7 protein-coding genes are annotated in these 14,604 nt (G+C 38.6%); 2 read left to right on the plus strand and 5 right to left on the minus strand.

The genetic code is table 11. The features are described from left to right. Positions 1-21 precede the first annotated feature (21 nt). Positions 22-357, plus strand: coding sequence for a ribonuclease E inhibitor RraB (locus H5058_RS06900; RefSeq protein ID WP_011328642.1), 336 nt, complete (start codon positions 22-24; stop codon positions 355-357). A gap of 36 nt (positions 358-393) precedes the next feature. On the opposite strand, the gene H5058_RS06905 is transcribed toward H5058_RS06900, so the two are convergent. The 5 genes from H5058_RS06905 to H5058_RS06925 form a co-directional block, all read right to left on the minus strand. Beyond that, positions 394-2,145: a DEAD/DEAH box helicase gene (locus H5058_RS06905; RefSeq protein WP_182677423.1), complete on the minus strand. Its 1,752-nt coding sequence runs from the start codon at positions 2,143-2,145 to the stop codon at positions 394-396. A 260-nt stretch (positions 2,146-2,405) separates the two neighbouring features. Further along, positions 2,406-5,294: a TonB-dependent receptor domain-containing protein gene (locus tag H5058_RS06910; protein ID WP_182677425.1), complete on the minus strand. Its 2,889-nt coding sequence runs from the start codon at positions 5,292-5,294 to the stop codon at positions 2,406-2,408. Between the two features lie 786 nt (positions 5,295-6,080). Further along, positions 6,081-7,028, minus strand: coding sequence for a bifunctional 2-polyprenyl-6-hydroxyphenol methylase/3-demethylubiquinol 3-O-methyltransferase UbiG (locus H5058_RS06915; RefSeq protein ID WP_182677427.1), 948 nt, complete (start codon positions 7,026-7,028; stop codon positions 6,081-6,083). Positions 7,029-7,089: 61 nt separating this feature from the next. Beyond that, positions 7,090-9,750 carry a TonB-dependent receptor gene (locus H5058_RS06920; protein WP_182677429.1) on the minus strand — a complete coding sequence of 887 codons (2,661 nt, stop codon included), beginning with the start codon at positions 9,748-9,750 and terminating at the stop codon, positions 7,090-7,092. A gap of 372 nt (positions 9,751-10,122) precedes the next feature. Next, positions 10,123-12,468 (minus strand): DNA polymerase II, encoded by a 2,346-nt coding sequence (locus H5058_RS06925; RefSeq protein WP_182677431.1) that lies wholly within the window; start codon positions 12,466-12,468, stop codon positions 10,123-10,125. Positions 12,469-12,527: 59 nt separating this feature from the next. On the opposite strand from H5058_RS06925, the gene dinG reads away from it, so the two are divergent. Continuing rightward, positions 12,528-14,603 (plus strand): ATP-dependent DNA helicase DinG, encoded by a 2,076-nt coding sequence (dinG, locus tag H5058_RS06930; protein ID WP_182677433.1) that lies wholly within the window; start codon positions 12,528-12,530, stop codon positions 14,601-14,603. Position 14,604: the final 1 nt, after the last annotated feature.

A 14,604-nucleotide genomic window follows, 5' to 3' on the forward strand; every position in this document is an offset into this window, starting at 1 on the left:
ATAATTTTAATGAGTTTTTTAATGCAATTTCCTGATGACGAAAATGGCCAACTTTTAGCTGAAATAGCCGCCGCTGGTATTGATTTAAGTAAAATGCACCAAGTCGATTTTTATATTTTATTTGAGCAACAAAGCGATGCAGAAAAGTTTGCCAAAGAAGTAGTAGCCGATACATTAGTACAGCATGCTGAACTCGAAAAATGCCAAGACACTGGCGTATGGGAAGTAATTACTCAAGTACAAATGGTTCCTGAGCACACTCTATTAGGCCAAGCTGAGCAATACATTGAAAGCATAGCTAATAACTTTAACGGTTACGGCGATGGTTGGGGATTAATGGACGCAGAAGAAGCTTAATCTGCATTGCCATACTAAATTATAAATCAGTTAAACCTAAGGGTTTAACTGATTAGCTTTTCTAAAACTGCCTTTATAATCAAATAGCTTATCTGCTACCTTCCAACCATATTTTTTACTTTTACGCGCAATTACAAAGTCGGGCGCAATTAAATCTAACTGTGCGTTAATTACCTGCTCTGCCGTTTTAAATTTTACGGGTGCTTGACCTTGGCCTACCCGCTTACCAAATTGCCGATTAAAAATATACGCCGCCCCTTTATTTGCAATATCGTAAACTTCGTCGCAACTTGCACCGTCTTCGTCAAAATACGTTACTTTAATCATCTCATTTTTAAGCTGCGTTACACTTAAACCACTACAGCGAAGTACGAGTGCATCTTTTAAGTTTAAAGCATTGCGTAATTTATCATCAGGGTCGGCCATTACCGCACCGCAATCATGGCATTTACGTGCGGCTATATCGTTTTGCGCACCACATTCATCACACTCTTTAAAGCGAAAACGATAATCGCACTGCTCTTTATTACCTTCATCATCTTCTAGCAAGCCCTTACAGCGCCTACCAAAGTGTTCAATAACCTTTCCTGTAGAGTCAGTTTTACCCCAATAAATATTAGCAAAGCCACAGCCAGGACAAAGCACTTGTACCGGCTCGTTATCGCTATCGCCTTTTTTATCGCCGACCTCAGGGTGAAACAAATCAAAACCATTTCCGGCATAATCGATCACCAAACAATCTGTTTTTGACTCGGCTAATCTAAGTCCTCTGCCGACAACTTGCTGGTATAAACTCACCGACTCAGTAGGGCGTAAAATAGCAATAAAATCAACATGAGGTGCATCAAAGCCGGTGGTGAGTACCGATATATTAACCAGGTATTTTAATTGCTTGGCCTTAAATTGTTTAATTATTTTATCGCGTTCGCTATTAGGTGTGTCACCTGTAATTAAGGCGCTTTGCTGATGAGGTAAATAGCTTAAAATTTCTTGTGCGTGCATAACCGTAGCGGCAAAAATCATAATACCTTGGCGGTTTTCACTATATTGCATTACTTGTTGTAAAATGGCTTGCGTTGCCCGTGCGCTGTTTTTTAATAGCGCATTCATATCCTCATTAGTATAACGGCCAAATGCGTCACTGGTTAACGCCGAAAAGTCGTAATGACTAATCGCCGCATCCACTTCATTGGGTGGCGTTAAATAGTTATGTTTGATCATATAGCGCAGCGGTAATTCAAAAATACAGCTTTTAAATGGGCTGTCTTTATTGCCCCGCACAAAACCATGATAGTGATGATGATAAATCCACCCCATACCTAACCGATAAGGCGTTGCTGTTAACCCTAATACTTTTAATTGAGGGTTATGCGCTTGCAAGGCATTAATAACTTTACCGTATTGGCTTTTTTTATCGCCATTAACTCTATGGCACTCATCAATAATTAACAATGAATAATGCTCATTAAGCTGATCTAAATTACGCGATAGCGACTGCACACTAGCAAAAGTAACCTGATGATTTAACGATTTTTCTTTTAATCCTGCCGAAAATATACTCGCCTCAAGCCCAAAGCTTTTATACTTTTGTGAGTTTTGCTCTACCAGCTCTTTTACATGCGCCAGTACTAATATTTTTTGTTTAGCAATACGCGCAAGCTCAGCAATTACCAAACTTTTACCCGCACCAGTAGGTAATACTATCACTGCGGGATCATTGGTTTTTCTAAAGTGTAAAACGGTACGTTCAACCGCCTCGATCTGGTAAGGTCTTAGGGTGTAGGTCATGAGTTATAAAAGGTCTCAATGCGGTTAGCGATTAGATGTTGAACAACAAACTCTTTTTAATATTAGCTCTATAAAATTTTAATTTTCATATGGAACAACCGTTTTACTCAGTGAAATGTAAACCCTGAAGACTATATTATTTATAAATATAAAAAAATACCCATAATCAAAATGATTATGGGTATTTTATAGATTACTGCACCAATTAGTAGTTCTTAAATACTCTATTAATATAGGTTTTTATACACTATAAATTATATTTAGAACTTGTAAGTAGCTTGAAGATAAGCAAATCTGCCAATATTATCGTATATTGCTGAACCTGCTCCAGTGCCTGTTGTGCTCCCAGGTAATTGACGATTAAATAGGTTATCAACGCCTACTTTAAAGCCAACGCCACTATCAAAGTTATAACCAACTGATGCGTCTGTTATAAAGTATGAGCCGTAACGCATTTGGTTTGAAGGGTTTGGATTTCTTTCTAATTCTTTATGATCGTATAGCTCAACACCATTAATAAAGCGAGTGCTAAAGCCTATAGCGAGGTTCTCATAAGTATAATTAACAGAAATATTGCCCTGCCATGTTTCATCGCCTAATACACCTTCAGAATCAGTGTAGTTTTCTGGTTCTGCAGAGAAAGGATAATCTTTTGATTCAATCAAATAAGTACCAATAAAACTAGTATCGAAACTACCACCTAAAGCATCAAAATCATAACCAACCTCAAAATCTACACCAGAGTTAGTGCTGCGTGCGATATTAAGTGCAAAACCTTTTAGTAAGGTAATCTCGCTGGTATTTGGGTCGCGAGTTATTAAGCCACAAAACTGATTGTCAATGCCTGTAGGTGAGTCTACACAACGATCAATAATTGTTTGAAAACCAATGCCGCTTATTGTGTCATCAATATCTATTTCCCAGTAATCGGCTGTAACGCTAAACCCTTCTAACCACTCTGGTTGATATACAATACCTGCAGTAATTGATCTAGACTCTTCAGGTTGAAGATCCGGATTACCGCCGACTAAAGTCTCAAGGGTTGCACTATCATAATTAGAATCAAATCCTGCAGGAACACCCAAGGCTGCACAGTTAGCTGCACGTATTGCGCGACCACCGGCACTTAATTGATCCAGCTCAGATACTTTACAGCTATCATCTACACTCGCAAATGACTGACTTTGTCCTGAAAATAACTCATCTATATTAGGGGCACGCATCGCTTCAGATAAGGTAAAACGAGCACGTAACTCAGGGGTTATAGTCCAGTCAAGACCTAATTTCCAGCTGGTTGCATCACCAATTGTTGAATAATCAGCATAGCGAACTGCAGTGTCAAAAACTAAAGTATCAATCAAAAATACATCTTCAATTAAAGGTACCGATAATTCAAAAAAGGCTTCGGTTACATCATAGCCACCATCAGTCTCACCTAAGGCATTGAAGAACGTCGCACCTGTTTTAGCAAAAGCATCTTCAATCGTTACACTGCTCTCATCGCGATACTCAACACCACCGGCAAAACCAACCATTCCAGCTGGCAGCTCAAAAATAGCTGAGTTGCTAAATGTTGCATTAAATACTGTTTGCTTAATTTCAGATGTACCTGTTGATGTTGTTGTTACATAATCAATCGCTTCTTGGCTAATTGCACCATCACCCATTATGTTTGCGGCTGCACATCCATTCGCTCTTGCATCTGCATCACGACAAACAATATCGCCATTTCCATCAAAAATTGCATCGATTGCATTTGCATAATTAGCCATAATTACGTTTGCACCATTGATACGTTCTATCTCTGATTTACCGTGTACTAAAGAAAGATCCATTGACCAGTCATCACTGATATTACCTTGGATCCCGGCCACGAAACGCGTTGTTTCACGTGTATTCTCCTCAAGACGGCGGCCAACATCGTTATACATTTTATTAACGCCAATAACAGACAAGCCTTTTTCGTCCATCATTGCAGCGGTATCTGGAGTTAGAAAAGCATTGTCACGCTTAATTAAATTTGCGCCACTGTAAAAGCGAAAGAAAGGTTGGCCTATGTTCTCGCCTTCCGTTTTTGAATATTTCGCTTGAAAATATGCATTTAACTCATCTGTTACATCATAGTTTGTTTTAAAGTTAAAGTTTACACGATCGAACTTAGGTTGAATTTCTGAATATTGGCGTAAGTTAATAAAATCACAACCAGGGCTGGCACAGTAATCACCATCATCAATAGCGCCAGTGTATACATCACCCAAAGTGCTATCGCCATTAAACTTACCTAAAATACCACCCGTATTTGGATCCCAAACCGTACCCGCATTCGAAATTAAGTAATAACCCGCATTAGGAACTACAATTTTATCCGGATAAGCTTCACTATCAATTTGACCATCTGGTCGCGCTTGACCTGTTACAACTTCATACGGCATAGACGAATATGATGTTGCTGTCCAAGGGTTATCTAGCGAGTTTAAAGAGTTTTGTGAATTGTATTCTACTGAAAATGCGGCATTACCACGACCTTCAGCAAAATCCTGACCATAAGATAAAGTATACTTTTCATTTTGATAAGAGCTATTATCGGCAAAACCTTTCGTTGCCGAAACATTGAAGCCCGTTATATCTTTTTTAAGAATAAAGTTAACCACACCTGTCACCGCATCTGCGCCGTATACAGCTGATGCGCCACCAGTGATAATCTCAACTTTTTCAATCCAAGCGCTTGGAATAGTATTAGTATCTACTGAAGAAGTACCTGGAGCACTAGCAACGTGACGTTTACCATCGACTAAAACCAGTGTCCGCTCACTGCCCATTCCACGTAAATCTAATAAACTGATACCGGCCGTACCAATAAAACGACCTGAGTTTGCAAGTGAATACGTAGTAGCTAATGCGGGTAGTTTATTAAGTACTTCACCGATATTCATAGCCCCAGTGTTTACTAAATCGTCCCCACTAATAACTGTCACTGGTGATGGTGATATAGCTCCTTCACGTAATATACGCGAACCTGTAACTTCTATCCGTTCTACTTTTTCTGCGCCTTCTTGAGCAGCAATTGTACTTGCTGAAAATGCAGCTGTTGATGCTGCACCAAAAGCAATCGCTAAGCGAACAGCTTTTGAAACTTTAGTATTTAACATTTTATTGTCCCTATAGTTTTATTTTTATCATTGTTTTATGAAAAATAAAGCTACGTTATCTGCATAGCATCTATTTTCAAATTAAAGAGTATTACTAAGGACACCATAAGGTCAACACCTAGTTAACATAAAACAGCCATTGTTTACATATATTTACAAAGCACATGTATTCATATAAACACAATGAATAATATCTGATAAACAATTTACCGCACTTATTGTGGGTACTATTGTTTATCTATAATTGAGTTTTTAGGGGTATATGAATCAACTGATAAAAATCAGCTTTTCATATTTGGCGGGGCATAGAGCAAAAATAAAGGTATAAAAGAGTAGCTAATATTACTTATAATTAATCTCTGTATTATGTTTGGTTTAGTAATTATTAAGCTAGCTTTTACATTAAAATTGAAAAACAGCCCATACTAAAGCAGTAACATATTACTAACTAAATAGAACAATTGAGTTTAACTGCACAAAAGCGTAATAGTAGCTGCTACATATCTACAAAGTCACTTAGCGGATTAATAACTTTAAAGCTTATATAAAATAAGCAGAGGGGCAGAGGTTTATATGCCTCAAGTCAGAAAGATAACTATTTAAAACAGACCGCTACAGTATTAATAGCCTGTTGCGTTATTAATGAAGGGACAATTGGTTGTAATAAGCAGATAGTAATTTACAATTCTTTTTTACTTAATTTAAACAGCAACGAAGAACTACATAGCTGTTTATTATTGTACTAATTTACACTTTTAAATTAGTACAATACATTCAATGTTAAATTTACTTTCGTGCTTTTATAACCCAGCAAAAAATACCTGCGTCTATTTTCATAACATCGAACTCGTAGCTGGACCAATTATCTTGCAGAAGGGTTTTTATATACTCAACATCTGAGTTTGACCACGATGCGGCTTGTTGATCTTGTAAGCGAAGCTGAAAAGAATATAAGTTATCACGGAGTTCTTCTACTCTTTTACTGTCTGTTTGCGGCCAATCAATGATCGCTGGAAGTAGCTCTTTTACTAATAAATTAAACCAGTCTAACTCATCTTCACTGTTGCATTTACTCTGCTGATATTTTACTTGCTGTAACAGGTCTACATTTTTTTGCTTAAATTGAACTTGTTGCTCAGCAGTCGGCTCTACCTTATTTGTAATAGACTGACAAAAATCAGCGAAGTCTTGAAGTTGCAATAACAAACCATTGTCTTTACTTAAGTCTTTGAGTACTTTTAACCCAATTTTACAATCTGTAGAAATAAATGAATCTTGATGATGTACTAACGCAATAAATTCACCATTAGGTTTTAATGCCTTATTTATCGCTAAAAGAGCGGCGGCGGGCTCTGCATACTCAAAACCAAATTGGCTTATAACACTATCAAATTGAACGTTCTCAAACGCTAAGGTTTCAGAGGGCATATTGCCATAAAAATGTATTTTTTCGAGGTGTTTGTAATTAGAATCTGAGGGGGCATGTTGAGATAATGGTGCTATGTTTGCCGCGTCTGATGCATAAACGTCAAAACTTGCATTAAATTGCTGTGCTAAAACAGCCAGTCCACCATTCCCGGTAGCTAGGTCTAAAATTGTAGTTGATTCAGGTAGTGATTTAAAAATAGTTTGCCAAAAACTTGCGACAATGCCTTTATAACCTTGGCTGTGCTCCCCTTCTGCAAAACTATTAAGTGATTTGGTCCTTGACCAGTATGAATTCCAATGTTGCATTTTTTACCCATAAAAAAAGGTGGGTTTTAAACCCACCTTTTTATTTAACTTATTTTATAAATTAAAACGATTGTGAGAAACGTAAGTACGTAACACGACCGTAAGCATCATATAGGTCGAAGTTATAGTTACGACCACCGTAGCTGCTTAACTGTGGCTCTTTTTCAAATGCGTTTTGCATACCAACAGAAACCTTAGTGCCTGTAGGGAAGCTATACGATGCTTGTAAATCATGTGTGATCCACGTTGCAATATTACCTGTACGTTCAACACCACCACCAGCTACTTGCGATACATCTTCATACTGAGAACCAATCATATTGATGTTCCAAGTAAAGTCAAAATCTTGTATTGCATAGCTGTTTGACAATGAAGCACGTTGCTGTGGCTCACCTGTGTCTTTAAGTGTATTACGACCACCATCAATTTTACTTTCAAACTGATGACTAAATTGTAATGTTTGTTTTAACGTACCCGCTGCATCAAAATCAAACGTTGTATTTAGATTTAAATCTAAACCGCTAACTTCCCATTTACCTTCGTTAGCATAGCCCTGAGTGATAAGTTCAATACCACCATTGCTATAGCGTTCCACACCTAAGCCTGCAGGAATTGGGTCACCTGTTTGCTCACGAGTTAAGATTGTTTCTGCACCGAAGAAACGGATCATGTTAGAGATTTCAATCTCATAATAATCAGCAGAAAAGTTTAACCAATCTGTTGGTTGGTAAGCTAAACCTAATGAAACTTGCTCTGATGATTCAGAACCAATCTCTTTATTCGCTAAAGTAATTGCACTTACTTGCACGTTACAATCTGCCGGTTCTCCGAAGTTAAGACATGACGGAGCATCAGATACACTTGGGTTACCTGGAGCCGGTTTAGCTGTAAGGATATCCAATGTAGGAGCGCGGAAGCCTTCACCATATGATGCACGCAATACTAAGCCATCCATAGGTTCATATCTAACAGACACTTTAGGAGAGAAATCTGAACCATAATCAGAGTATTCATCGTAACGACCTGCTAATGTAAACTCTAGGCCTTCCATAACTGGGAATAATGCTTCAAAGAAAGCGCTCTTCAAGTTACGACCGCCACCAGCACTATTACCTGCAGAACCACCTACTTGACCAGCTTCTGATAGTGAATCGTATGTGTCAGAGTAATCTTCTTTACGGTATTCAGCACCAACAATCGCTTGTAATGCGCCGCCGCCCATTTCCATTACGTCAAATGCAGCAGAAGCAAATACTTCTTCTTGTTGGAAAGTACCAATTCGCGATGTAGTTACATTTAAACCATTTAGTAATTTTGCATAGTTATTACGGTCTGCATCAGTAGTAAAACGAGTACCAAATGGGTCGTTTAACATATATTCGCCACTATCCATTGCCGCACGAGCATTACTACCCATTAAGTAGTTACGACCAATTTCATAGGTTTTTGTTTGGTTTTTACGTGCGCCAAAATCAACAGCTACAGCGCCAATTTGACCTTCAACACTAATCATAAAGTCAGTAGACCAGTTGTCAACTTCACTATCACGGTTACCTAATGCAGCAAAACGATGACGAATATTAACTAACTCATCTGCCCCTGGAGTTTCACCATTTGCAATTGCTTCATCTCGAGCATTCTGACGTTTAGTTGCCATATATGTAGCAAAGTCTGCATCATAAAATGGGCTGTTAACATTAATTGGGTTATTAGGGCTGTTATCAGATAAGAAAGCTGCATCGCCAGCGTCGTTCAAAGATGGCGCATAACGACCAAAAGACTTAGTTTTTGATACTAGAGTATGCGATAGGATTCTCCAGTCATCGTTAATATCATAATTGGCTTTTAAGAACGCTGATGTGTTTGATGTAGAAGCTTCGTTAGCATTCGTTGCGTTGAAGTTATATCCACAGTTACCAGCAGATCCAAAATTAAAGTTTTCTAAACTATCACATTCAGCTTGTGAGATAATAGATTTAAAACCATCTTCTTTTAGAACGTTAACACCAAAGCTAGATGCACCTGGCTGTACCCATGGGTACGCATTTTCATAAATAATGTCGCGGCTGTTCCAAGAAACACCACCAATTACAGAAGAATTATCGCTTGAAGCACCAAATACTACAGAGCCTTCTTCACGGTCACCACCGTCTTCTGGTAAGCTTACTTCTGAAGCACCGATACGCATTTCAATACCGTTAAAATCTTTTCTGGTAATAATGTTAACTACACCAGCAATAGCGTCAGAACCATATACTGCTGAAGCACCATCAGATAAAATTTCAATACGCTCAACCGCCGCCATTGGGATTGAGTTCAAATCTTGTGAGTTACCAGTTGAAGGTGACTTAGGTAAGCGACGACCATCAACTAAAATTAGTGAGCGTGAAGCACCTAAACCACGTAAGTTAATTTGCGAAACACCTTGCGCAGAACTACCAGACTGTGGACGAAATGAACCCGCCGAGTTAAAGCTTGTATTACGTAATAAGTCTGAAACAGAAGTTTGTCCTGAAAAGTCAATCGCAGCACGATCGATAACAGTTACAGGTATAGCACCTTCTAAGTCAGTTCTTTTAATACGTGAACCAGTAACAGCGATACGCTCTACTTTTTCAATTCCTTCTTCAGCAGCAATTGAGCTTGCTGAAAATACAGCTGTTGAAGCTGCACCAAAAGCGATTGCTAAGCGAACAGCTTTTGAAACTTGATTATTTAACATTTGATTCTCCCAAGAATACTATTTTATTTTTTATATTTAATCATCTGATTACGAATAAACAATGATTATGCAACCAATGATAATACTATGAGAACAGAAAGGTCAACATAAAATTAACTTTAAGTGACCTGTCATTATCATATATCACACTTAATCACCGCTATTAGTACTGGCCGTTTACAAAAAGTCTTTTGGTAAGTGCGATACAAATTAAAAAATAAAAATAACCCATTGTTTTTAAAGTAGTTTACTTCAGTGTTATTTTCGACTGTAGTTTAATTAAAATTATACTTGTTAACTTTCGGCATGTGAATTTTTGTAAACAGTTTATTTAATCAGTTTCACACTTTGATTTTTTACTGATTATTAAGCTTAAAACAAGGTACTTTGGGTTGAGTTTGGCTGTACGCCAAGTGCGCTTAGAATCATATCGGCAACTGGTTCTAGCTGCCGCTGTATATAAAGAGGGTAATTGAGGGTGTTGTTTCCATTGTAAATTTCAGCGCCATTAATAGCATAAACATATTCTATTATTTGGCCGCGCTTTACATCAAAGTCGGGGTTATTCGCTTTATATTTTTTTACTGCTTGCACATGCGGGGGAATATTTTTTACATAGTCACTTAAATTTTGGCCTAAACGTTTACGGTATATAAGTTTTTTATCAAACTCCCCTGCGTATAGTTTTTTAGTGTAGCTTTTTATAATGTCGTTTAATTGCTCTATTTTAAATTGTTGATCAAATAATGTTTTAAAAAGTTCGGTTTGAAACTCTTGAGCAAACTGGGTCCAATCGCTGCGCACGGTTTCCATTCCTTTAAAAATGAGCTGCTTGGCGTTGTTTTTATCAATTTGGCCAACGTAACGTTTTTTTGAGCCTATTTTTTTTCCTCTTATGGTAGGCATAAAAAATGGGCTGTAATGGGTTTCAAACTCTATTTCTAAATAACTAGTCAACGAAAAGCGAGTTTTAACGCTATCAGACCAGCATTTGTTAATAATTTGCATCACATCATTGCCTATTTCATTACACTGTGTGGCATTTAAGCGCTCATTTACTTTTACAAATATTGAATCTGTGTCGCCATAAATAACCTCATAACCTAGCTCTTCAATCCATTTTCGGGTGGTTTGCATGATCTCGTGCCCCCTAAGTGTAATTGAACTTGAGAGCCTGGGATCGTAAAATCGGCAACCTTTAGAGCCTAATACACCATACAAGCTGTTCATTATTATTTTTATTGCCTGAGAAAGCATTGGCTGGTTGGTGTCTTTAGCTTTTTGGCGAGTACGGGTTAAGTGCTTAATTAATTTAGGTAAGTGATGCAGCTCGCGTGAAAAAAGTGCATCGTTAAACCCTGCTACCGCACTTTCGGGAGAGTTTAGCCCTTCTATAAGGCCTAATGGATCAATACAAAAAGTGCGCATAATTGACGGATACAAGCTTTTAAAGTCGAGCACTAATACATTTTTATATAAACCAGGAGTCGACTCCATTACATAACCGCCAGGGCTTTCAAACGATAAGCCATGATCGCCTAAATTAGGTGCAACATAGCCACTGCGATGTAATAAGGGTAAATATAGGTTGGTAAATGCAGCTACCGAGCCGCCCATACGTTCTAGTTCAAGCCCTGTAAGTTGCGTTCTTACTATGGCAAATTCAAATAGCTTTAACTTAACAAAAATTCTGTTTACTAATATACAGTCTTGGCGGTTATAAGCGGCAAGTGCGAGCTTGTCGTGATTAAATTGACGAATAATTTCGCTAAGGCGATTATCAGCTTGAATTAACTTAGACTCGCCCAGCACTTTATGAGAAATATTAGCTAACGAATAACTATCAAAATGATAAGTGGCATTTTTTAGTGTATCTATACCATCTATTACGCTGCGCCCAGGTAAAGTAAGCCGGGTGTAATGACCCGTTCTAATTGTTAAAGGTTGTTGCTCTCTACCTAAATTAAGCACCAGTCCTAATGCCTCTGCGCGGGCGTTAAGTACGCTAAAATCAAATTCAATTACATTCCAACCCACAATCACATCCGGATCGTTACTAGTGATGTAGCACTGCAATTTTTGCAGTAAGTTTATTTCATCAACGCACCAGTCAATACTAAATGCGTTACTGTGAGGCTGTGGCTCACCAATCATTAATACGCAATCTAGGCCATTACCAACTAATCCAACAGAGAACAACACGCCTTCTGCGTTACATTCTATATCTAATGAAAGCGACGCGAGCTGTGGCGTATAGTTTGGATTAGCTTTTAGTTTTGCTTGAGTAATTTCGATAAAGCCATTTTTTTGTAGCGCCTCTCCAGTTACCCACACTCCGCCTTTAATAAAGCGCTCCATTAAAAATCGGTCGCTGTGGCGAATATCCCCTTCGTATATATTTATTTGCTCCTCAAGCTGGGCTCTTGCTTTATAAAGGCTACTACTGTCGTTAAAATAGCAGGCTGTGCAGTCAACACCACTAAAGTGGCGCATATTAACCGCTTTAAAACTTACCTTTATTTTGGCTTTGGCTAATAACGTTTGTGCAAGAGGAAGTTGTTGTTGCGCAATAAAAAATACGGCTTGCTGGTTTTCAACAACCACCTTTATAGGCCCATACTCAGAGCTTAACCAATAACACAAAGTAAGGCCCTGCCTGTTTTTAGACGAGTATTGTTGCCTTGATAAAATAAAGCCCTGATAGATTGCTTGTGTCAATGTCCGATCCCACTTAATATATACACTGTAATTATATACATACTTTAGGTAATCATCACATGCTATCGAGCTCACTAAAAAAAACTATTAGGCAAGTACATCAGCATGTGGCTAATAACCTAAGTGATTACCGCCCGCGTAGCAGCCAAAATTACTTAGTTGCCGAAATAGCAAAAACGCTTGCGGGGGAATATCACAAAAAACAACGTATTTGCGTTATAGAAGCAGGTACAGGCACGGGCAAGTCTCTGGCATATTGTTTAGGCGCTTTGCCACTTGCGCTAGCACAAAAAAAGAAATTAGTTATTTCAACCGCCACAGTTGCGCTGCAAGAGCAGTTAATAGCCAAAGAGTTACCTTTTTTTAAAAAGCATTCAGGGCTTAGTTTTAAGTTTGATTTAGTAAAAGGTCGCCAGCGATATATTTGCGCTCATAAACTACACAATGCGGTTAACGGTGATAGTCAAACACAAATGGAATTTATGCCTACGCTTAGCTCCCCTTTAAGCGTAATGGAAACCAAATGTTTAAATGATCTTTACACCGCTTATACAACTAAAAAATGGCAAGGCGACAGAGATAGCTGGGCCGACACGGTTCCCGATAAAGTATGGGGATTAATAGCCTGCGATAAACATTCGTGCCAGCGCCAAATGAAAGCGCATCAAACCTGCCCGTTTCAGCTTGCCCGCCAGCAATTAATGCAAATGGATGTACTGGTGATCAACCACTCTTTATTGCTTGCAGATTTAGACTTAGGCGGGGGTAAAATTTTACCCGAACCCGACAACACTATTTATGTAATTGATGAAGCACACCACTTAGCACACATCACTCGCGACTTTTCATCAGCGGCGGCGACAATAAAAGGCACTATAGAGTGGCTCGATAAGCTCACTAAATTTAGCGGCAAAATGGCTAAAGTAATAGTGGGTCAAAAGGCGATAGGACAAAACTTTAAGCTTTGCGATAGCATTAACGACGCCAACAAAGATTTAAAAGTAGTACGCGACATTCTCGATAATGCTGACTTTGAATATTCAAAAGATGATACTTACAGGTTCGAAAATGGCGAAATTCCACAGTCACTACACAGTAAAGCCAAAGATATAAGCGAAGCCACGCAAGATGCACTGCGCTGCTTAAGTAAAATGCATGACACGCTAACCCAAGATGTAAGCGACGGCGATATAAAACCCTACGTAGCCGACCCTATTTTAGGCGAGAGCGGGCAATACATAAATCGTTTAGAGCAATTAAATAAGCTGTGGTTTAGCTATGCAAATAAAGGTGAAGGTACACCGCATGCTAGATGGATAAAGCGCCTTGAGTATAAAAACCACCATGACCATTTATTAAGCGACTGCCCTATTGAAGTAGGTTACTACTTAAAAGACAAGCTATGGAGCGAGTGCGCGGGCGCAGTTTTATGCTCGGCTACATTAAGTGCTTTAGGCTCGTTTGATCATTTTGCTTACGAAACAGGCCTGGCCAAAGAGGAAGGCGTTAAATTTATTAAAGTGCCCTCGCCTTTCGACTACCCTAATCAAGCAACTTTGCGTATTCCGGTTTCTAAAATTGAACCAACCGATAAAGCATTTAGCGATCACTTAGCCAATACTCTACCTGAGTATTTAGAGACCAAAAAAGCCAACCTAGTATTGTTTGCTTCTTATTGGCAAATGGACCATGTATCAAAGTTTCTTAGAACAAAAGGTTTTAACTTATTAGTACAAGGCGAAATGTCGCGTGAGGCAATGCTTAAATTACATACTAAAAATATTGATGAAGGCAAAGGTAGTATTTTATTTGGCACCCAAAGCCTATCAGAAGGCCTTGATTTGCCAGGTAAATACCTAGAGAATCTAATAATTACAAAAATCCCTTTTGCCGTACCCACCTCGCCAATTGAAGAAGCGCAAGCCGAGTTTGTACAAAGTAAAGGCGGCAATCCTTTTTTATCAATAACCGTTCCCGATGCGGCAAAGAAATTGGTACAAAGCTGTGGTAGACTGCTGCGTAAAGAAAGCGATGCTGGCTGTATTACTATTCTCGATAGGCGCTTGATCACTAAGCGATACGGCAAAGCAATGCTCGACACCTTACCTCCTTTTAAAAGACAGATAGATTATTAAT

The organism is Pseudoalteromonas sp. SR45-4 (assembly GCF_014163535.1).
GTDB classification, from domain to species: Bacteria; Pseudomonadota; Gammaproteobacteria; order Enterobacterales; family Alteromonadaceae; genus Pseudoalteromonas; species Pseudoalteromonas nigrifaciens.

Excerpts from the sequence above, each read along its gene's own strand:
- H5058_RS06900 (WP_011328642.1), top strand. The coding sequence starts at position 22 with ATGCAATTTCCTGATGACGAAAATGGCCAACTTTTAGCTGAAATAGCC.
- H5058_RS06905 (WP_182677423.1), bottom strand. The coding sequence starts at position 2,145 with ATGACCTACACCCTAAGACCTTACCAGATCGAGGCGGTTGAACGTACC.
- H5058_RS06915 (WP_182677427.1), bottom strand. The coding sequence starts at position 7,028 with ATGCAACATTGGAATTCATACTGGTCAAGGACCAAATCACTTAATAGT.
- H5058_RS06910 (WP_182677425.1), bottom strand. The coding sequence starts at position 5,294 with ATGTTAAATACTAAAGTTTCAAAAGCTGTTCGCTTAGCGATTGCTTTT.
- dinG (WP_182677433.1), top strand. The coding sequence starts at position 12,528 with ATGCTATCGAGCTCACTAAAAAAAACTATTAGGCAAGTACATCAGCAT.
- H5058_RS06920 (WP_182677429.1), bottom strand. The coding sequence starts at position 9,750 with ATGTTAAATAATCAAGTTTCAAAAGCTGTTCGCTTAGCAATCGCTTTT.